Annotated in this window: 18 protein-coding genes and 1 tRNA gene; 10 read left to right on the top strand and 9 right to left on the bottom strand. The window is 56.7% G+C overall.

Annotation, left to right across the window (positions count from 1 at the left end; translation table 11 throughout):
- Position 1 precedes the first annotated feature (1 nt).
- Positions 2–1,525 carry a tetratricopeptide repeat protein gene (locus G538_RS0102080; protein WP_029068007.1) on the top strand — a complete coding sequence of 508 codons (1,524 nt, stop codon included), beginning with the start codon at positions 2–4 and terminating at the stop codon, positions 1,523–1,525.
- Between the two features lie 47 nt (positions 1,526–1,572).
- On the opposite strand, the gene G538_RS0102075 is transcribed toward G538_RS0102080, so the two are convergent.
- Genes G538_RS0102075 through G538_RS0102065 form a run of 3 tightly spaced genes read right to left on the bottom strand, consistent with a single transcriptional unit; the run spans position 1,573 to position 4,216 of the window.
- Positions 1,573–3,003: a glycosyltransferase family 2 protein gene (locus G538_RS0102075; protein ID WP_029068006.1), complete on the bottom strand. Its 1,431-nt coding sequence runs from the start codon at positions 3,001–3,003 to the stop codon at positions 1,573–1,575.
- Positions 3,000–3,857, bottom strand: coding sequence for a HEAT repeat domain-containing protein (locus tag G538_RS0102070; RefSeq protein ID WP_029068005.1), 858 nt, complete (start codon positions 3,855–3,857; stop codon positions 3,000–3,002). Before G538_RS0102070 ends, G538_RS0102075 begins: the two co-directional genes overlap by 4 nt.
- Positions 3,854–4,216 carry a response regulator transcription factor gene (locus G538_RS0102065; RefSeq protein ID WP_029068004.1) on the bottom strand — a complete coding sequence of 121 codons (363 nt, stop codon included), beginning with the start codon at positions 4,214–4,216 and terminating at the stop codon, positions 3,854–3,856. The genes G538_RS0102070 and G538_RS0102065 overlap by 4 nt, the downstream gene beginning before the upstream one ends.
- Before the next feature lie 173 nt (positions 4,217–4,389).
- Between G538_RS0102065 and G538_RS17640 the strand changes: the two genes are divergently transcribed.
- Complete coding sequence (locus tag G538_RS17640; protein ID WP_169514076.1) at positions 4,390–6,339, top strand: ATP-binding protein; 1,950 nt, start codon at positions 4,390–4,392, stop codon at positions 6,337–6,339.
- Here the strand turns inward: G538_RS17640 and G538_RS0102055 are convergent.
- Positions 6,313–6,840: a GNAT family N-acetyltransferase gene (locus G538_RS0102055; RefSeq protein WP_084618033.1), complete on the bottom strand. Its 528-nt coding sequence runs from the start codon at positions 6,838–6,840 to the stop codon at positions 6,313–6,315. The two genes, G538_RS17640 and G538_RS0102055, sit on opposite strands and share 27 nt — an antisense overlap.
- A gap of 160 nt (positions 6,841–7,000) precedes the next feature.
- Between G538_RS0102055 and G538_RS14625 the strand changes: the two genes are divergently transcribed.
- The 4 genes from G538_RS14625 to G538_RS0102035 all read left to right on the top strand — a co-directional run bounded on the left by G538_RS14625 (position 7,001) and on the right by G538_RS0102035 (position 9,885).
- Positions 7,001–7,474, top strand: a complete 474-nt coding sequence (locus tag G538_RS14625) for a GNAT family N-acetyltransferase (RefSeq protein WP_051196469.1) — start codon at positions 7,001–7,003, stop codon at positions 7,472–7,474.
- Positions 7,475–7,595: 121 nt separating this feature from the next.
- Complete coding sequence (locus G538_RS0102045) at positions 7,596–8,618, top strand: LLM class flavin-dependent oxidoreductase (RefSeq protein WP_029068002.1); 1,023 nt, start codon at positions 7,596–7,598, stop codon at positions 8,616–8,618.
- A 122-nt stretch (positions 8,619–8,740) separates the two neighbouring features.
- Positions 8,741–9,403, top strand: a complete 663-nt coding sequence (locus G538_RS0102040) for a hypothetical protein (RefSeq protein ID WP_029068001.1) — start codon at positions 8,741–8,743, stop codon at positions 9,401–9,403.
- Positions 9,404–9,812: 409 nt separating this feature from the next.
- A tRNA-Ala gene (locus G538_RS0102035) sits at positions 9,813–9,885 on the top strand.
- Between the two features lie 349 nt (positions 9,886–10,234).
- On the opposite strand, the gene G538_RS0102030 is transcribed toward G538_RS0102035, so the two are convergent.
- From G538_RS0102030 to G538_RS0102020, 3 genes are all read right to left on the bottom strand, one after another.
- Complete coding sequence (locus tag G538_RS0102030; protein WP_029068000.1) at positions 10,235–11,563, bottom strand: ApeA N-terminal domain 1-containing protein; 1,329 nt, start codon at positions 11,561–11,563, stop codon at positions 10,235–10,237.
- A gap of 331 nt (positions 11,564–11,894) precedes the next feature.
- The gene (locus G538_RS0102025) at positions 11,895–12,515 is read right to left on the bottom strand and encodes a response regulator (protein WP_029067999.1); all 621 of its coding nucleotides are present in this window, start codon (positions 12,513–12,515) and stop codon (positions 11,895–11,897) included.
- On the bottom strand, positions 12,512–13,774 hold the full coding sequence (locus tag G538_RS0102020; RefSeq protein WP_029067998.1) for a sensor histidine kinase: 1,263 nt from the start codon (positions 13,772–13,774) through the stop codon (positions 12,512–12,514). The genes G538_RS0102025 and G538_RS0102020 overlap by 4 nt, the downstream gene beginning before the upstream one ends.
- A gap of 150 nt (positions 13,775–13,924) precedes the next feature.
- On the opposite strand from G538_RS0102020, the gene G538_RS0102015 reads away from it, so the two are divergent.
- From G538_RS0102015 to G538_RS0102000, 4 genes are all read left to right on the top strand, one after another.
- Complete coding sequence (locus G538_RS0102015) at positions 13,925–15,016, top strand: ABC transporter permease (RefSeq protein WP_029067997.1); 1,092 nt, start codon at positions 13,925–13,927, stop codon at positions 15,014–15,016.
- Positions 15,013–15,714, top strand: a complete 702-nt coding sequence (locus G538_RS0102010) for an ABC transporter ATP-binding protein (RefSeq protein ID WP_029067996.1) — start codon at positions 15,013–15,015, stop codon at positions 15,712–15,714. The genes G538_RS0102015 and G538_RS0102010 overlap by 4 nt, the downstream gene beginning before the upstream one ends.
- A gap of 284 nt (positions 15,715–15,998) precedes the next feature.
- Positions 15,999–17,621, top strand: a complete 1,623-nt coding sequence (locus G538_RS0102005; RefSeq protein WP_084617968.1) for an SDR family oxidoreductase — start codon at positions 15,999–16,001, stop codon at positions 17,619–17,621.
- Between the two features lie 179 nt (positions 17,622–17,800).
- Positions 17,801–18,187: a hypothetical protein gene (locus G538_RS0102000; protein ID WP_051196468.1), complete on the top strand. Its 387-nt coding sequence runs from the start codon at positions 17,801–17,803 to the stop codon at positions 18,185–18,187.
- Between the two features lie 9 nt (positions 18,188–18,196).
- Here G538_RS0102000 and G538_RS0101995 read toward each other — a convergent pair whose 3' ends face one another.
- Entirely contained in the window at positions 18,197–19,318 is a 1,122-nt protein-coding gene (locus tag G538_RS0101995; RefSeq protein ID WP_029067993.1) for a DNA alkylation repair protein, read from the bottom strand.
- Between the two features lie 56 nt (positions 19,319–19,374).
- Positions 19,375–20,547 (bottom strand): TIGR04053 family radical SAM/SPASM domain-containing protein, encoded by a 1,173-nt coding sequence (locus G538_RS0101990; RefSeq protein ID WP_029067992.1) that lies wholly within the window; start codon positions 20,545–20,547, stop codon positions 19,375–19,377.
- Between the last annotated feature and the right edge of the window lie 159 nt (positions 20,548–20,706).

Genomic DNA, 20,706 nt, shown 5'->3' with positions numbered 1-20,706 from the left:
AATGACTGCCCAACTAGATTTTCCCAACCTCAACGCCCGCATTGAGGCGTTCATCGCTTCAAAACATTTTGATAACGCTATTGAGGTGTTGGACAGTAACGCAGCTGAATACTATGACACACCAGAGTTTTGGCTTCTTACAGCGCAGGTTTACCTTGCAGTTGAAGAAGCAATAGCGGCACGGGGTGGAGGTAGCTTTCTTCGCACCCGAATAACCCGTGAGGAAGCCCACGATAGGGCGAACAGCGCAGTGCTGCGGGTACTGGAAAGTCACCCAGATTCACCACAAGCTTTAGCGATGTATATTGCGGTTCTTGTTGCCCGTGGCGCGCATGATGAAGCGTTGAGCACCGCTTACCGGCTCACTGACTTAGCCCCGGATTTCAGCCTTGGCTACTTCTACGTCGCCTTGTTACTTTCGCGGGAGCGGGTCACCAAAACGAACCTCATTATGACTCAAGAAGCGATTGATAATTCGCTTCGGCTAGACCCGCATTCAGCTGATTCACTTGCTGTGGCGGCAATGGTCGCTGTGCGCAGTGGCAACCACAGGGCAGCCAAATACTACCTCAAAAGAGGCCTCGCGATTGATTCAACAAACAATCTTTTAATGTCGCTTGCGTCTGATGTGCGCGGTGCCAGACACGTTACGAACCACCTAGGAAAATACTACCGATGGCGTTTAGCGAACGACCCATTTGATAGTGAAGCGCGTTCTGGGTTGCGCCAATGGATTCTTACTCAAACGTTGGAATCAGACCTTTTCATTCTGATTCAGCTAACCATGATTGTTTTGGCGGTTGCGCTTCCTGCACCTGCTAACGCAATCGTGTATGCGCTAATGCTGACATGTTTCGGTTTCGTTATCTACCTTCGTTACCGTGTGATCAGTGGTGTAACGGACGGCGAATCGGTGCGTGAGGTTTTCACCGAATACGCATCGGCAAAAGCAGGGATTACGCTTTATGGCGTAGCAGTTGGCGGAGCAATTGTGCTTTCTGCCGGGATGTTAACTTTCCCGCCAGCACATTATCTAGCGGTCATCATGCCGGTCTTTGCGATCGTCATGTTCGTTGGGGCTTCGCTGATTATGCGGGCTCGGTCCCTAGAGCTCACTGATGAAGGGGCTCCCGACCGGCGCCTGTGGATGTATCGCATCGCCATGGATCACCAGATTACCTATTCATGGCCGTATTTCTTTGCGTTCCTTGCTTCAATACCTTTGTTTAGTATTTTGACCATTACTGACACCTTCAGGCCCGCTGGAATAATCCTGACCTCCTATGGTCTCTGGTATCTCATGCGCACCGGACGCATGATCTTTTTCATTCAACGAGCTGGATTACGCGAATCCCCATGGACGATGAACAAACACCTCAACCCCTCTGGGGGTCAGACAGCTATTTCAACTACGCGTGGTTTCTTCATTACTCTGTTCGCGATGGCGCGGCGAATCTACTTCGCATTTTTGCCAATTGCCGGCGGAATAGGTCTGCTTCTCGATGCGCCTTCCGGTGCCGGATAGACACCTCATGCTGCGACCTCATGAAGCTAATCTTGTGTGAGGTGTTGTCATGTGGTTTTGCTGGCGTCCTTCTGAACGAACCCAGCTCTCTGCTGTGAACCCCACGCACTTTCCTTCTTGAGGGTGTGCCGGTACAGCCCCTTGAGCCGCCACCAACTGTGCGCAAAGTAGAACCCAAACGGTTCGATGGCCGCGGCCATAAGGAGTTGGAGTGCGTCACGGGAGCGAGAAAGACGGAAGTAGTTCGCCTCTTCTATGAATACAGCTAGCGCTGAGACGATAAACCCAAGCCCTACCGAGGCCGCAATAGTTAGCCAGAATAGTCCCCACGGGATCCACCCCATGACCGCTGACACCACTGTGACTGTGAAACCAATGACACCGATGAGTGGTCCAAGGTACTCGAACAATAAAAAGTACGGCAATGTGAACATTCCAAGTACACCGTAACGAGGGTTACCAATCATCGACCGGTACTTAGTAAGAAGCTCACCTAAACCCTGAGACCAGCGCGCCCGCTGCCTACCGAGCGCTGAGAAAGTAGTGGGAACCTCCGTCCAACAGACGGGGGTGGGCACAAAAGTGATACGGCCGCGTTGACCTGCCTCGCGGGTTTTCTTATGCAGAGCCAAAACAATGTCAGCGTCTTCCGCGAGTGTGCGCGGATCCAAGCCACCAATGGAAATCAATGACTCTCTGCGGAACATGCCAAACGCACCAGAGATGATCATCAGCCCGTTCATTGCTGACCAGCCAGTGCGCCCAATGAGGAACGCACGCAGATACTCCAAAGCCTGGATTCGTTCGAGCCACGTGTCTGGTGCTTGAACCTCAGTGACTCGACCACGCTCAATGACGGCACCGTTTGCTGGTCGAACAACACCACCCACCCCAATAACCTGAGGGTCGATCAGGAAGGGCTCAACAACGTGCAACAGGGCGTCAGGTTCGAGGAGCGAATCAGCATCAATCATGCAGATCAACTCTTGATCTGCGACCCGTAACCCACAGTTGATGGCGTCACTCCGACGCCCTGTGCTGGCTTTACGGATCACCGTGACATCACCGGTGTGGTTTCTCCAGGTGCTCAGAACCTCTCCCTCTTGAACAACATCGTCACTGAAAGGGACAACGGCTTCCTTCAGATCAAGGTGTTCCTTGAGTAAAGCGAAGGTGTCGTCAGTGGAACCATCATCAACAATGACCAAGCGAACAAGGGGGTAGCGCAGTGAACGGAGTGCCTCAACTGCGGGAACGATACCGGCTGCCTCATTGTGCGCGGGAACAATAATGCTCACACCAGGGGTGAGCGGGTTCGCAAAAATTTCAGTGAGGGAAATTTGTCGAGGCCACCGAGTTTCTCGAAGAATATCAAGATTTGCACGAGTAAAAATAATAATAAATGAAATATTGTAGAGCGCATAGTAGATCGCGAGTGTTAGTGAGATAGCAACAAAAAACCACTGGTATTCGTTCATGACAAACTCAATTCAACATCGGCCAGTGCTTGACGTCGTGCGACCTCTTCAGCCTCAGACGTAGGAACGTAGTCCTCTAGTGCGCGCAGTGATGTCGGCATTCCCAGGTTCCCCAAGGACCCCAATGCGGCAAGACGAACCTCGGCACGCGGGTCCCTTAGAAGATGTTCTAACCGGGCGCGCCCATCAATAAGGTTTAGCGAACCCACAAGGCGAACCAAAAAAGCTGCTGTATCCGTCTTTACTTTGGGCAGAACGTTAAAGAAGGGGTTGGCGGAGCGGGGCGCCATGCGCATGATTGCCATCATGGCAACAGGTTCCGGAATGCTGCGTGGCCCATTACCCGTATGCTCCAGCAGCGCCGGTAAAGAATCTAGCGCTGCTGCCCGCCCCAAGGCGCGTGCAGCTAAAGCCCGCACTGCCCGGTTTCGATCTTCCAATAGTTTCTCTAACGGCGCTGGTTCCCTGTCCGCCAAAGGCAAATACAGGGTAATTCCTTTGGCGCGACGGCTCGCGATACGAGAATTCATCAGGTCGAAAGCTCGCCGTTCAACATCAACTCCGCGCAACCAGGCAGCCAAAATCGCACGGTCTTCTCCCCGAACTGATTGCGACAGCGAGATCACTAAAGTGGTGAGTTCTTTGCAGTCTTTGTTGGAGAGTTCCGGCAAGGGCTCCTCATCGAGAATGGCACTCATATGGGTACGCAAACGGGTAATACGCTGGTCTCGAGATGCGGTGCGTGCTTGACGGGTAATCCGTGTGATGACAACGAAAAGTAGCGTGGCCGCGAAAACCACCAGAGCGGCGATTAACACATACCGCGCCAGATCCTCGAACCACGTCTCGGTCATGAGGTGAGGGCTTCCACCCGGGCGGCAAGTTCACGTGGAGAGAACGGCTTCGATACGTAGTCATTTGCGCCAGCAGTGAGTGCGCGTTCAATATCGCTTTCCTGGGCTTTGGCGGTCAACATCAGGATTTTGGTGTTATCCATTTGCGGGTTTGCGCGCACCGCGACGCACACCTCAAGGCCAGAGAGGCGAGGCATCATCCAATCAAGGATGAGTAAATCTGGCGTGGTTGCAAGGGCTGTGGCAAGTCCGGATTCACCATCTGACTCCATGGTCACCTCGTGTCCAGCAGCACGGAGACGATGCTCGATCAGTCCAGCAACATCAGGGTCGTCTTCCACAACGAGGACTTTAGCCATGAAATACTCCTTTACCGACTAGGTATGTTTCGCTATCGTTATTCAGCATGGACACAGATAGCGGTTTGGGTGACTTTACGCTGATAACTCGCGAGCGAAAAGGTCTATGGGTTGTTCCTGTATGGTCTTGGCCGATCTTTGCCGTTTTTATTTTCATATTAGGTTACTACGGGGTGAATTTCTCACCGGCAGAGAATCAACCTGCGCTGTGGTGGCCAGCTGCGGGGCTGGCTGTACTTTTTGTTCTAGCCGCTCCTCCTTGGCACCGAGTTTGGGTTGTCGTCATTGTCCTGTTGTCGACTGGCCTGTCGAATTTTCTTGGCGGGCGGCCTCTAGATGTATCTGTAATCTTTAGTATCGCAAACGCCTCAGAAGTTGCAACTGTAGCGTGGATTCTTGGTTGGTCTCAGTATCGATTTACCCTTAATTCCTTGAATGCGGGCGTTCGGTTCGTTCTAGCAGCGATCTCCGGTGCTATGGTGGCAGGACTCATCGCCGGGATTGCAATCGCGCAGTTAAGAAGTGACGGGGTACTGATAGCGATGAGCGGGATCGTCGCATCGCATGCTGCCGCAGTTCTCATGATTTCCCCATTTGTTCTTCTCCCAGATCCCTTAATTTCACAAAGCAAAAGACCGGAAGTCCTCCTACAATCCTTCCTGCTTTTGATAACTATCGTCCTCGTTTTTCGGCCCGGCGCTAGCTATCCCTTGGCGTTTTTACCATTCCCAGTGCTCGCCTGGGCCGCCTTTCGTTTTCCGATAAAAATTATTTTGATTCAAAGTTCACTGTCCGCCGCTCTCATCCTCTTTATGAGTCTAGCCGGTGGTGGTCCATTCAATTCATCGATATTTTCTATTGCTACTACCGCCGCTCTCGTTGAGTTGCTGCTTGTCACGCTTACGAGCTTTTGTATTATGCTCGCAACGGCCCAATATCAAATGCAGTACGTCACTGCTCGTGCGTCAAACGTTGCAGATATTCTGAATAGCGGCTTCATTACCTCACGAGTTGGTCTTATTGTTGCTGAACTTAATAACACAAACTCTATAGTTATCTGGAAAAATCGGGCCGCCACCGGATTTCTTGCTGGCAGTTTCACCACAGATAATCAGTGGACAGGACCCCTTCAAGATGCAGCGCGTGAAGCATTAGGCTCACACACCGAAGTGACAGTTAACCTCGAAACTGACCCGCCGCGAACAGTCAGCGTCGTTGCGAACCCCGTCGAAACATCGACCACGGAGCCGAACGCAAAGCGAATGGCCGTTCAAATGCTTGATGTAACCACGACCGTCCAAGCGAATCGGTTGCAACTTGCCGCCGCGCAAGCAGAATCGGCCGCACTACTCACCCGAATAGACCTCGACCGGCAACGCGAAGGGTTTGTTGCAACTACCAGCCACGAACTACGCACCCCCATCACAAGCATTATCGGATATGGGGAGCTTCTCCTTGATTCCGAAGAACTACCCGACATGGAACGTAGCTGGGTGCAAGTCATTAGCCGCAATGCAACACGGCTCGGTGAGTTAGTGGAAGACCTCCTTACTCTCGGGAGAGCCAAGAACAGCGCCGCATCAGATCGTTTTGCAACCAGCCTGATTCTCAAAGACCTCGTGCACGACGTCGCCTCAAGCCAACGCATCACCGCCGAGAAAAAGAACGTCACCATGCAATGCGACATGGCCGACCAAACCATCTATGCAGTGCGCGCAGACATCAGCAGAGTCATCACCAACCTGGTATCCAACGCCATCAAATTCACGCCGCCAGGTGGGAACATCACCATCTCCACGGCGTCACGAGGCCGAGAAACACTGCTCTTCGTGCAAGACACCGGCACCGGGATGACCCAAGAAGCACTCGACCACGCCTTCGAGAGGTTCTACCGCGCCCCCGAAGCTGAACAAGGAAACGTCCCCGGAACCGGACTTGGGCTCTCGATCGTGGACGAACTAGTACGGCGAAACGGTGGAACCGTAGTCCTCGAATCACCACCCGGCGATGGGCTCCTCGTCATGGTGACCCTGCCATCGCGCGCCCCCGCAGGGCGAAGCGGCACAGAATACAGCGCAGAAACCCACTTCCAACAGTTAGCTGGACCGCCGTTCGATCAATAAAGTGTCCCGCCACACCCCAGCGCACGGCCCATACGTCATTAACGCGATCCGTTCCCGGCGCCCCACCTCACGGAAACCATGGCGTGCATGAAGACGCAAACTCGCAACATTCTCCGGGAAAATCACTGACTGAATAGTCCACACACCAACCTCCTCGCACCGCGCAATAAGCGCATCAAGAAGAATATGCCCAACGCCGCCACCACGCGCCGCTGACGACACATACACCGAATGCTCAATTACCCCGCGGTACACATGGCGAGAAGAAACCGGCGACGCCGCAATCCACCCCACAACACTGCTGTCAGGCGCCACCGCCACAAACACCAGCGCTGGGATCTTCCCCTCGATGAAACCACCCCAGGTAGCGGGAGGCGCGGGCTCAAACGTGGCATGACCACTCGCAATGCCCTGCTCGTAAATCTCCCGCATCGCAGGCCAATCACTATCACGAGCTTCACGCACATCAAGCGGGACCGGAGCAACAACGTCAGCATTCACAGCACCATTGAATACGCCCACCCTGTGAACATGCCTCCCCAGCCACCATGTGGCTACCGGCAAAACCGACAATCGGACACGATGCGCCACCTCCAACCCTGCAACGTCACGTTCAGATCACCGCGAGCAATCCCAACGAATCCGAGCGTTGAGTAATCATATGAGCGCATCACCCCTGATCAGTGACCTAGAACCTGGCGACCCGCGATGGGACACTGCCCTGCTAGTCCTCCAAGAACTGCGCTCACACCTCACCGCTGACACGTTAGACACTGTGCTGAGGGAGGGAACTCCCCAAGGACTGCGCTTCACTGGGATCTTTGTGGACGGGGTGTACGTTGCTATCGCAGGGTGGCGAATCATTTCGAACACCTCAGCTCTGCGCAAACTCTACGTTGATGACCTTGTAGCCGCTGCCTCGTTGAGGTCAGCCGGACACGGGCATCTGCTGCTTGACCACCTCACCGAGCGGGCGCGCCAAGCCAACTGCACCACAATCGACCTAGACTCCGGGGGGCAACGCTTCGACGCCCACCGCTTCTACCTGCGCGTGCCACGGTCATGTGTTTGTACTGAGTGTGTTGTCCTCGACATGCCACACGTGCCCAAAACATGCCACATGGGTGCGATGTAGTAGTGGGGAACCAGGCACTGCGCTGAAAACCTTGCTTAGCTGCTGCTGGGTTGCTCGGCGCTATGAGCAAGATGCGGGATAGCATCGGAATGTCAGCGCACCGCAACCCGTTGAGGTAAGCATGAAAAACATCGGATTCCTGTCCTTTGGGCACTGGACCCCACACCCAGACAGCCACACGCAATCCGCTGCCGACGTGCTGCACCAATCCATTGACCTCGCACAAGCAGTCGAAGACCTCGGCGCAGACGGCGCCTACTACCGGGTCCACCACTTCGCCCGGCAACTCTCCTCACCGTTCCCGCTACTCGCCGCCGTTGGGGCACGCACCAGCCGCATCGAAATCGGGACCGGGGTGATTGACATGCGGTACGAAAACCCCCTCGCCATGGTCGAAAACGCTGGCGCCGCCGACCTCATCGCCTCACAACGCCTGCAACTCGGTATCAGCCGTGGGTCACCAGAACAAGTGATCGACGGGTACCGGCACTTTGGCCACAACCCACCCGAAGGCACCACCGACGCCGACATGGCCCGCGACCACACCGTGACATTCCTGCGTCACCTCAACGGTGAAGGGTTCGCCGAACCCAACCCGCGCCCCATGTTCCCCAACCCGCCAGGCAAGCTCCGCCTCGAACCACACTCCCCCACCCTGCGTGAACGCATCTGGTGGGGGGCAGGCTCCGACGCAACAGCCAGGTGGGCCGCGAAATACGGCATGAACCTGATGAGTTCCACCTTAAAAAACGATGAAACCGGCGAACCGTTCCACGTGCAACAAGCCAAACAAATCCAAGAGTTCCGCAAAACGTGGGCGAGCGTGGGGCACTCGCGCGAACCACGCGTGTCAGTGAGCCGAAGCATCGTCGCAATCACCTCAGCGCAAGACCGCGCCTACTTTGGGGTGGGTGGAAACGAAAAAGACCAGATTGGGAACATTGACCCCACCACGCGGGCAATCTTTGGACGCAGTTACGCAGCGGAACCCGACGTGCTCATTGAACAACTCCGTGACGACCAAGCAATCGCCGACGCCGACACCCTCCTCATCACCGTGCCCAACCAACTCGGCGTGGACTACAACGCGCACCTCATGGAATCCATCATCACGCACGTCGCCCCAGCGCTCGGGTGGCGTTAGGAGGGCGGTGTTGGTGGGGTGCGTGGCTGCAGGTTGTGTGAGGGTCGGGTGAAAGCCGGGGCCGATGCGGTTTCCCCGCGCGTAGCGAGGCTGCGGTATGGGGTGCTAGGTACTATCTGTTCATGAGTGAATTGGATCTCCTTGTAAAAGCCATCTCTGAGGATCTTGGCGATCCTTCCGGTTGGGGTGGCCCGGTAGAGTTTCGCGACTCTCTTGCGCTTTGCGCCTTGAACTCCGCCTACTCTCTGCGCGGTAGCTCGGCTGCAGCGAAAGGGATGCTCGCTCGGTACCGAGCGATTCGCCCAACGGCAGACACCGATAGTGGTCTAGACCTGATGAACGCTATTGATAGCGCAGGTGGCCCCGCAAGTTTCGCCCGTGACGTTCTGCGCAACGAAAGTAAACTCCCGGGCACCAAGCGTCTGCGACCTGAAGGAATTTACGAGGGTCTTTCCCGGCTCGCAAACCTGGATTCTCCAGTGACCAACACAGAGCAGCTCAGAAATGCCGTGAACAGTGAAAATGCCTCCGTAAAGGCAGCATGGCTCTCGGTCAAAGGATTCGGGCCGCTCGCATGGTCGTACCTGATCATGAATGCAGGAATCACCACCGAGACAAAGCCAGACGTCATGGTGCAGCGGTACTTCGCTCGAGTTCTTGGTGATGACAAAAAAATAACTCCCGAACTTACACGAAAACTGTTGCAGCTCGCGGCCGCGGAGCTGAAGGTGGAGCCTCGAGACTTAGACCGAGCAATATGGCTACACGAGAGTCCATCGAAGTAGCCGCCCTTTGAAAGACTGGTTTTCGGGTACCACAGCCACCTGGCGCTAGAGATACGGATGAGCCCAACGAAGCCGCAATAGCCTCAGAGCGGTTTTATGAACTACACAGCTCTGAAAATCATTACTGGGATTGCTCTCCCAGCCGCCAGCTTCAAGGCGCTGAGCTAGGTAGATAAGGATCGCGTTGGCACTGTACTGAAGTGGTGCAGCGTTATTGGAGCCGTTTCCAGCCCAGTTTCAGAATTCCGGCCCGAGATGCTGGGTCAGGGAAAACCTTCCCGGGCAGGGTCCGGTTTGGTGGAAGCGGTACTGCGGGTCCTGGTGTTCATTGGGCCCAAGGTCCCAGCGCGGGTGAACTGGGCACCGGTAGAACTGTAGATGCGCTGCTCGGCAAGTTGCCGGTAGCAGTGGGGCTATAGCTCAGTTGGTAGAGCGTTTCGTTCGCAATGAAAAGGTCAGGGGTTCGATTCCCCTTAGCTCCACAATTGAAGACTTACTAGAACTCCTGACATCGGTTGATGTGGGGTCTGGTGTGAGAACAGCGGAGGTCTCAGCGAGTCGGATCGTCACCCTTTCGCCTTCGCTGATTTCGATGCCGTTGGTGAGGGCTTGGTCCGCCAGCCGCTTATTCAAGTCAAGCTTATGGCTGCGGGCGGTGGGGTGGTCGAGGAAGCTCTGGGTGACAGTGTGCTGGCAGCAACGAACATGGCATACAGGTAGGTCACTGTGGACATCTGCAATTGGATATCTAGTGTGTCGTGACTCAGCTCAACCTGACACCACCAAGGGGGGATGTTCGAAGTGCCTGGTTGGCGCTGCGGGAGCGCTGGTCTACTCGACTTTCACGTATGCATGTCTTTGCGGATCGTTGGACAGGCGTTCTTTGATCTTCTCGTGTGGCACGCCAAGCTCGGTAGCGACCCACGCCCTAGTGATGAGTACGCACTCCCGCCATGTATTCAGGACGTCGACTGGATCCGGCTCTCTACGGTTGGCGTGCTTGAGTCCGTTATATGTTGCGCAGGTCGAATCCACCCACGCCTGGCCGTCAAGTGGAAGTAAATCACCCAAATCTTCGAGAATTCGTTCGAACCGCTTTTTGAGTGGAGCTTCATTGGCTTGCTTCTTCGGAACCCCATCACGCAGCATCAGTAGATAGCCAAGCGCTTCGAGGCCTGGTCCGGTATGTGCGAGAAGTGTGTTGGCTGTTGAGCTTTTTAGTCCTATGCTGCTGATAACTGGATCAAGAGCACGTGCGAATTCATCACGCAGTGCAATCCAACGGAGCAGTCCCAAACTTTTTAATTCGTTGTACTCGAACAGATGCGGCCGGTGCCCTTTGGGTGCGCTCTGTGTTTCTGATCCGGGGATGACAACGCCACGCCACTGTTCACCGTGAGCCTTTTCATCCAAAGTACGCAAAGGATCGTCGAGACGCAGCGCAGAGAACTCATAACAGGACTCTTCATGCCAGCGGGATAGAACTAATAGATCACGAATAGCACGATGAAGTTTCAAATGGGCAGCCCAGGACTTGGGTGTTGAGCTACGAGTGACGCACCGTGCGAAATCGCTGAGGACCCGTCGATCACCATCATTCTCGTGACGGACTTCGTAACCAAATTTCAGAGTTAGCCGGACATCATAATGTTCGCCGACTTCGATGTCCGGTTGATTGACCGATTCTATCGAAATTCGTCTCTCTTGCGACTCGTACTCAATTATCCTTTTCCAGGAGGAAATGCCTAGCCAACTTCTAAGCCCGGAGACGTCAGTTTGGAGTCCATGGGGGTTTTCAAAGTCCGCTTCCTCGCTGACCCCCATAATTGCGGCTCGCGCCCACAATGTACCGCTCCCGGGGCCAAACATATTGCTATGGAAACCACGCGCGTAGCAACCGATGAGGAGTACGGAGCCATACGAATCGTGAAAAAGCACCTTCTTTGGGACGGTAGGACCCTCTAGGCGAGGCGAATTGCGGTTAATACCGCTATCGCGAAGGAACCAGGAAGCGTAAGGATTATCGTCACTTGACCAAGGAATGGTGATACTGATTCCGCGATCAGAATGTTCGAGTGAAACTTTGACCTCGGGGGTGTCTGGGTCGAAATCGATAAAATCCCCCACACGGCGAGTGCCTAAAGTGAGTTCGTTAACCATTGGGACCTCTCTCCTCCGGTAACACTGGGACGACAATGCTTCATTACGACTACGGCCAGAATAAACGTCGATGTCTACTTTGATTTTACGGCGGTCCCCGAAATAGGGCTCCTTCTCCCGAGAGCGCGAGGTGCTTCACCGCAGTCTGAGCCGACCAGGCGCGCAGGTTGACACAACAGGGCAGCAAAGGGTGCAGTAACCCGCCTGCGAACGCTTCCACCAGTGGGCGAACCTCAGCGGGAGATGGCTTAGGTCGTCAAGCTCGAAGTGCACGGGTAACCCGATAGGTGGAGTCACCAAAGCACGTCAACGGTACGGGAAGCCACCAGTTCTACCGCAAGATGCCAGCCTCACGCGCGGCAGCGACCGCGGCTGTTCGTGATGACACCCCAAGCTTGGTGTAAATATGCACCAAGTGGGATTTCACTGTGGCGTCACTGATGTACAGCGAAGCAGCGATCTCACTGTTCGATTCGCCGTCAGCGACACGTTGTAACACTTCGATTTCGCGGGCGCTGAGGCTGGGTTGAGGGGAACGCAACCGGGTGAGTAGACGCCCCGCAATGGCGGGGGCGAGCGCAGTTTCGCCCGCTGCAGCTGCACGAATCGCGGCGGTGAGTTCCTCGGGTGGGGCGTCTTTGAGCAGGTACCCGTTCGCTCCGGCTTCCACCGCACTCAAGATGTCGTTGTCCGTGTCGTAGTTCGTGAGAACCAGGACGGCCGGTGGGCTGGCCAAAGCGCGAATACGACGGGTCGCATCGGCGCCTGTTTGGTCAGTGCCGAACTGTAAATCCATGAGCACAATGTCCGGTGATAATTCTGTCGCAAGCGCGACCGCCTCATCGGGTGTTGCGGCTTCACCAACAATCATGAGATCAGGGTCGCTAGCCAGCATCGCCCGTAACCCGGTGCGAACAACCGGGTGGTCATCGGCAATCACAACTCGGATCATGACTGGTCCCCTAAGTTTTGCCTGACTGGAAGCCACGCGGTGACGGTTGTCCCTTGATCGCCGGAAGAGGTGATAGTGAGTGTGCCATCAAGTTGCTCAACCCGTTCACGCATCGCTGTGACACCAAACGAGTCACCGTGATGAGAGTCAGCACTGGCCGCAGACACATCAAATCCGCACCCATCATCGCGGACAACCAAACGTACTGAATCGTCACTGCCCGCAAGCTCAACCACGATGCGTGAAGCATCGGCGTGACGAACAGCGTTAGACAACGCGCCTTGGGCAATGCGCAGCAGGGCAGTTTGAATGCCCATGGGCAAGTCAAGATCCTCAACGTTGACATCAATGGGCACCGAAGAACGCCGCGACTGATCCTCACCAAGCCTGCGCAACGCTGCCGACAACCCGTTATCGAGGCGTGCTGGGGTTAATTCACGGATTATTTGCCGTGTTTCAGCCAAACTGTCGGCTGCAGTTTCACGGGCTAAAACCAGGTAACTGGCGCCTGGTTCAGGTGTGTCACGTTCGGCGGCGCGCAACAACATTTGGATTGATGAGAGCCCTTGCGCAACAGTGTCATGAATATCGCGGGCTAGCCGGGCCCGCTCTGCCAACGCACCTTGTTCTCGCTCAGTCTCAGCAAGCTGCTCGCGCGTTCTCAGGAGTTCAGTGAGTAACCGTTCCCGCTCTTGGGCTTCCTGCTTGAGCGCACGGTAGGCCAAACCAATCAACAAAGCGACACCGGCACCAATAATTGGGCCAATCACACCGCCGACACTGAAGCCATGATGTAACCCAAGCGCGAGAATTGCACCGGCAGTGGTGACAACAACGGCCACACCGCCAGCGGAGCCAGACAGCACATGAAGGTACAAGAAGAACAGCGGAAAAACGAGGTAAGCGCCATCCGGGGTGAGGAGCACAAAGAGTCCCCACAGCAGTGTGAGTGCAGTTAACCACCACAAAATATGACGATGCCTGACCCGGCTGGCACCCTCACCTGCGGGTGCGGGTGCGGGTGCGGGTGCGGGTGCGGGTGTGCCCTGACCTGCGGTGACAGGGGGTCGGTTTCTTGCAATCCACGCACCAGCGTAATAAACCCCCATAAAAGCGAGGCCAACGGCCAGTGTCCACTCTGAAAGCTGTGAACCCACAATGAAGGAGCGCGCAACAGCGAAGGCCGTCAACCCAATAATGAGGGCATTCAAGCCGATGCGAAGACCGGTAAAAACCGGCGTGAGGGTCGAATGTGACATGGCACATCAAGCCTATGCGATCCCACGGGTCATGGCATCAACCGAATTGTTGACTCCACATCCCATGCAATAGGCGATGCCCCGCATGCCTCTGCAGCCGGACAGTTGGAGGGTAGCTTGCGCAGAGCGTGTAAGCGGAAAGGTGCCAGAGTGTTTATCGCGTGGAGAGAGTTACGGTTCGCCCGGGGTCGGTTTGTGCTCATCGGGGGTGTGGTTGCCCTGATAACGCTACTTGTTGGTTTCTTAGCGGGATTAACCGGCGGATTGGCATATCAAAATATCTCCTCAGTTCTCCAACTACCGGGAGACCGTTTAGTTCTCCAACAATCAGAGAACAGCACCCCCAGCTTTTCAACGTCCACACTTGATAAAAATGTTGTGCAAGCATGGGAACAAGCGCAGGGGATAGAGTCTGTCACCCCTATTGGAATCATCCAGTCCCGCGCCACCGTCAGTGGCGTTGACGAGCCCGCGGGGGTTGCACTATTTGGGTTGCCACAGGGTGCGCAGGTCGCTGCGTCAAACACCCTGTTTGAACTCACACCCGAAAACGATGACGAGGTTGGCCTGTCCCAAGGTGCTGCGGAGGACCTCAACGTCCAAGTTGGTGACAGCATCGCCATCACCGGCACAACCTTCACCGTGCACGCAATCGGGGATGACCTCTGGTACAGCCATACCCCCGTCATCACCATGACCTCACAAGCCTGGAGCGAATCCAGCATTCGCGTTGGTGGCTCCGGTGACCCGACCGTGCTTGCCGTGAGCGGACCAGCCGACTACGAGGCAATCAGTGCCCAAACCGGCACCATCGCACAAACAACGCTGTCCAGCCTCACCGCTCTCGAAGCATTCCAGTCCGAGATTGGTTCGCTAGCACTCATGATCGCGATGCTGTTTGGTATTTCCGCTCTTGTTGTCGGAGCGTTTTTCACCGTGTGGACCATGCAAAGGGCCGGTGATATCGCCGTACTGAAAGCCCTTGGAAGCACAAACGGGGCGCTCATGCGCGACTCGCTTGGGCAAGCACTGATCGTGCTTGTTTTTGGAATCGCTGTTGGGCTCGTTGCGGTCCTCGGGCTGGGGGCTCTCGCCGGCCAAGCATTGCCGTTCGTTGTTAGCCCACTGACGACACTCGCCCCTGCGGCCGTCATGGTTGTGCTGGGCCTCATGGGCGCAGTGTTCGCATTACGTTCCGTCACCCACGCCGACCCACTCACTGCACTCGGGAGCAACCGATGATCACACTACAAAACATCACCCTGACTTTCCCCGACGGAGAGCACCGCATTACCGCGGTCAACAACGTCACCATCCACGGCGAGAACGGAACGGTCACCGGTATCACTGGCCCATCCGGCTCGGGAAAGTCGAGCATCCTTGCTGTGGCAGCGACCCTGATCCGCCCCGATGCGGGCGGAATACTCATCGGCAACGGAACTGACACGATTGACGCCGCACAACTGTCAAAGAAAGACGCAACTGCGCTGAGGCGCGAACGCATCGGCATCGTGTTTCAACAGTCGAATCTGATACCGGCCTTAACCGCACGGGAACAACTACAAATCATGGGGCGGCTCGGTGGTGGCACCGGCCGCACCAAACGAGCAAAGATCGATGCGCGAGTCAACGAACTGCTCGACGCTGTGGGTCTCTCCGCCCACGCCAATAAACGCCCACATCAACTCTCAGGGGGGCAACGCCAACGCGTCTCTATTGCCCGGGCGCTTATTCATGAACCTGAAGTACTTCTCGTTGATGAGCCCACCAGTGCTCTCGACCAAGAAAGCGGGGCGGAAGTCATGGGGCTCATTGCCCGCCTCACCCGTGAACGCAACACTGCCACCTTGTTGGTCACGCACGATCTTGTTCACCGCAACGTTTTTGACGACGTCATCACCATTGTTGATGGGCGGGTATCCGAGCCGGCCGCTGTGTGATTGAGAGCCGCTCTAGTCCTGGGGGTGGCTTTGAAAGGTGCATAAGCGGGCATATCGCACCGCCTTAGTAACACTTCTGGCCAAAAGTGTTACTAAGGTGGGCATGAAGTAACAGTTTTAGTCGGTTGTGATTCGCTGGTGGCAGCCCGCATCGCGACCCTACGCGGGCGCCGGTGACCTTCGCATTAATCACATGCCCTGTTTTCCAGTGGCGCACTAGCCGGGTTGTCCTTAAGTTGGCATCAGACGCTGCCCTGAGGCGTACCGCACCTTTGAGGAGCACCATGAACCAGCCCGCCAACGCCCCCAACGACGCCGAAGCGCACGATGACCTCACAACCCCTAACGATGATCCAGTTCACCCACCAGTTGACCTGACTGCCCCCACGGGGGAAGAGCCAGAGTTGCGCGCACAACCCCATGAAGATGGGACACCGCCACGCGTGTTGGTGCTGGGTGCCACTGGTTACTTGGGTGGGCGTTTAGTGCCGCGTTTATTGAACGCGGGCTACTTGGTGCGGGTCCTGGCCCGCACCCCGGACCGTATTCAAACGTTTACGTGGGGTGCGCATCCGAATTTGGATGTGATGGAGGGGGACGCTTCAGATACCCACGCCATGAATATGGCGACCCGTGATGTTGATGTGATTTACCATTTGGTGCACTCCATGTCGGGTGGCACAGACTTTGCGCAACGCGACCGGGCGATTGCGCATGTGCTGGGACGGTCGGCGGCTGCAGCGGGGGTATCGCGCATCGTGTATCTCGGTGGTCTACACCCCGATGCGCACGACTTGTCCCGCCACCTGGCTTCGCGCCAGGAAGTTGGTGACATTCTATTGGCGTCACACGTGCCAACAGTTGTGTTGCAAGCAGGTGTGGTAATTGGGTCAGGGTCCGCGTCGTTTGAGATGGTCCGCCACCTCACGGAGGTTCTCCCCGTGATGCCTGCCCCGCGGTGGGTGTTGAATCGTATTCAGCCCATTGCTGTGCGGGATGTCCTGTATTACCTGTTGGGGGCGGCGCGCATCCCTGGCACGGTGAACCGGGCGTATGACATTGGTGGGCCCGATGTGCTGCGGTATTCGGAGATGATGAACGGTTACGCGGCGGAAGCTGGGCTGCCGCGCCGCCGTATCGCGGCGTTGCCTGTGCTCACTCCGCGCCTCGCATCGCACTGGGTCAACTTGGTCACCCCAGTGCCACGGCAGATTGCCCGCCCTCTGGTGGAGTCGTTGCAACATGACTGTGTCATGCAAAACCATGACATTGACGAGGTGATTCCGCTGCCCGCGGAGGGTCTCATGCCGTACCGGGAATCGGTGCAATTCGCGCTGGGGCGCATGGACCTTGATCAGGTGGAAACAAGTTGGCGCGATGCGAATATTGCGCAAGCGCCGTCTGATCCGTTACCCAGCGACCCTGAGTGGGCTGGGCGCACCGCCTACACCGACGAGCGAGTGAAGGATTCCAGTGCACCGGTGGACGCGTTGTGGCGTGTGGTCATTGGGATTGGTGGCGAAAACGGTTGGTATTCCACACCTGTTTTGTGGGCGATCCGTGGGTGGATCGACAAACTGGTGGGTGGCGTTGGCTTGGCGCGGGGGCGGCGTAGTAGTTCCACGGTGGGGGTGGGAGACGCTATCGATTTTTGGCGCGTTGAAGCCCTCGATGAGGGCAGGTTGCTGCGGTTACGCGCCGAAATGAAGGTGCCTGGGTACGCCTGGTTAGAGATGCGATGCGAGCCCCACGGTGACGGGTCGCGGTACTCCCAGCGGGCAGTGTTTTTCCCACGCGGGTTGTCTGGGCGTTTGTACTGGTGGGCTGTGTATCCGTTCCATGGATTGGTTTTCTCAGGGATGCAGAACCGCATTGTTGCGTTGGCTGAGCAACGAGATGAGGTCTGAGGGTCAGGGAAACCCCTGAGTGAAATCATCCTGTGGATAGTAATTATCCACCTGAGGGTTGATGTCGCTGTCTGTGAAAATCCATAGAGTCAGATAAGTCAGCAGTCCGTTCGGTATCAGAAACATTCGGGTGAAGCGCACGTTCCGCCCGCGTCATTGTGTGAAAGGGTTCGCCTGTTATGACTCCACGAGCCACTAACCGTGCATCGGATCCCACAGCGATCATTTTGATCATTACCGCCGCTGCGGTCATTGCTGTTTCTGTCCTTGCGCTGACTCTCATAAATGGTGCATTCGCCACCCGAACCTTTACGCACCCGCCATGCAACGAACTACCCCCAGTAGAGACGGTAAAAACCGCTCTACTGACACATGCGGAGTTCGCGGAAACCATTGAAGCGCAAGGTCAGGGCATCCGGGTGGCTGTTGGTACCCCGTGCATGAGCCCCCAAGAGGTGGGACTCATTCAAGTTTCTTACGCAACTGACGCTGAGCTTGACGCCGTAGACGAACTCCTGACCCAAAGCAACGGGTTTGGTGTTCCCGTTCACCTTGTTGGGCGCTGACCCAACCGTTTACAAAGTTGTCTCCCCTGCCGGGAGCAGCATAAACGGAACAGGTTCTGTCGCTACCCCGTTGACTTGAAGAGCGATGGCGTGTGGCCCTGGGTGGTACCGGCGGGTTGTGATGAGTTTCAACGAATGGGACCGGGACAGTTGTAGTACCTCACCAGGTGCCAGTGTTCGGCTGGTGAGTTTAAAGGTCTTTGAGGTCTGGGTACCGTTAGCTTTGTGGTGGTAAACCACGTAATCAACAAGAACGTTCGCAGGCTCAGTGCCAATATTTTTCACGTGCCCTGCGAACGGCAAACTCTCCCCAATGGCGACGTGTGCGGCCCCCACAACAGGCCCACTAATCTCTATGGTCGCGGACGTTGAAAACCCCAAAACGTCCAGCGCCGCAGGGTCGCCGCGCTTCACGAGCGTGCGCAACGCACGCCGCACTACCGCATCGGTCGTCGGTGCGGGGTCCGCCAACCAGCGCCGAACCGTGGAAACCACAAGGTCAGGGTTGTTGCGGCTGAGGTCATTGAGGTGGTTCGCTACAGATGTGCGCACGTAGTCGCTCTCATCGCGGTACAGGGCATCCAGCACAGGTAGCGTCGCCTCTGGTTGCACCATGAGTTGCGGAACCCGAACACCCCACGGCAAGAAAGGGCGGGTACCCTCGCTAGCAAGCCGCCGAACATGATGATCCTGGGATGACACCCAACCCTGCACGATGCCCATCGCGCGCTCCCAGTCACGCAACAGGAGCGTCCTGATAGCGAATTCCGACGTCAAACGGCCCGTGAGGACAGCAAGAACATCCATCGCATCATCAAACACTTGGGGCGAGCCGTCATCCACCGCCCGCACCGCAACCGCCGACGTCACCGGCCATATCAGCCACCCCGCGAACGCATCCGTGTGGGCGTGGGCTGCACGAGCAACCGTTGCCAGGTCGCGGTAACTGTCTGGGAAAGTCGTGAGCAGCGCATCGCGCAGCAGGTCAGAGCGTTCACGCAACGCCAACCCGTCGAGCGCATCGGCGGCAGCCCGCACTGCGGCAAGGTCCCGTTCAGGCGCAACAGTAGCGAGGACATCAACCAGAGTTGCGGCGGCTTCCCGGCCCAACAGTTCATCAGCGAAAGGCATGATGCCATCACACCACACACCCCCGACACTGGCCGGTTTAGTGGCAGGGCTGGTGCTTACTCCCTAGCGACCGGAGCGTCGCCGGGTTGGTACACGCACGTTGGGTCTGACGCCAGCAGGTCACCGGTCACGGCGAAAGCGTGGGACCGCGAACCCCCGCACAGGTCATGGAATTCGCAGCGCCCGCACTTGCCATGAAAACCGTCAGGGTCGCGCAACGACGCAAGCAACGGGGAGGTCCGGTAAATCTCCCGGAACGACTGCTCTTTCACGTTGCCGCACTTGTGGGGCAGGAACCCTGACGGGTAAACGTCGCCAACATGGTCAATGAACGCAAACCCGCGCCCAGAGTTGATCTCGATCGGTGGGCGGGGTCTGCGTAAAGCACCAGCGCCGATGCGCGCCTCACGCAACGGCGCCACGGCGGCGGTCAGTTCACGGTACAGTTCCCCGCGTTCGCTTTGACCTGCGGCCGGGTTTTGGGTGCGTTGGATAACGACGCGGCGGTAGTGCGGTGCTTCGGTGGTTTTCACCGCGATAATGTCTGACACGTCGTGCAACCAGTGCAAAACATCTTCGACTTCTTCAGGTGTCAGGGCTTGCAGTGCTTGCCCGCGCCCGGTCGGGACGAGGAAAAACACGCTCCACAGGGATGCGTTGAGGTCCACCATGAGCTCAAGGAGTTGAGGCAGTTCGTGCACGGTCGCGCGGGTGACCGTGGAGTTGATTTGTAGACGGAACCCGGCGTCGCGCACCCACCGTGCCGCTTGGAGAGTTTTATCAAAAACACCGGGCACACCCCGGAATGAGTCGTGGGTTTCGGGGTGGCAGCCGTCAAGAGACAACGACATTGCCGATGCCCCTGCCGCACGCAGGGCGCGAAGCCGCTCCGGAGTCATGCGCGGTGTCACTGACGGCGACAACGCCATGTGCAGGCCTTTGTTGTGCCCATAGGTGACAAGTTCTTCCAGGTCAGGGCGCTCAAATGGGTCCCCGCCTGTCATAACGACAATGGGGAATGGTTTACCGAACCCGGCGATGTCATCAAGAAGCGCTTTGCCTTGCTCGGTGGTTAATTCTCGGGGGTTCCGGTGGTGTTGGGCATCCGCGCGGCAGTGTTGGCAGACCAGGGCACAAGCCCGGGTTGCCTCCCAGATGGTGATCATGGGGCGTTCACCGGCGTCGTGATGCAGGCGGCGCACGGAGCGTTGGTCTTCGATGACAGACATTTCCGCAGCTTTCCTTCAGCGAGGGTCACTGGGCGTGAGGGGCGCACGCCCAGGTGCAGCGCGCAGGCGTAAATCGCTGGGGTGAACCAGTGTGCCTGCGGTGAAAGCTGGGGTTGTGCACAGTCTATGGCTGCCGATGCGTGGGCGCGAATAAGCGGG

The organism is Jonesia quinghaiensis DSM 15701, from assembly GCF_000423205.1.
GTDB classification, from domain to species: domain Bacteria; phylum Actinomycetota; class Actinomycetes; order Actinomycetales; family Cellulomonadaceae; genus Jonesia; species Jonesia quinghaiensis.
The sequence above is the reverse complement of the archived record's forward strand: the minus strand, read 5'-3'. Positions and strand labels throughout refer to the sequence as shown.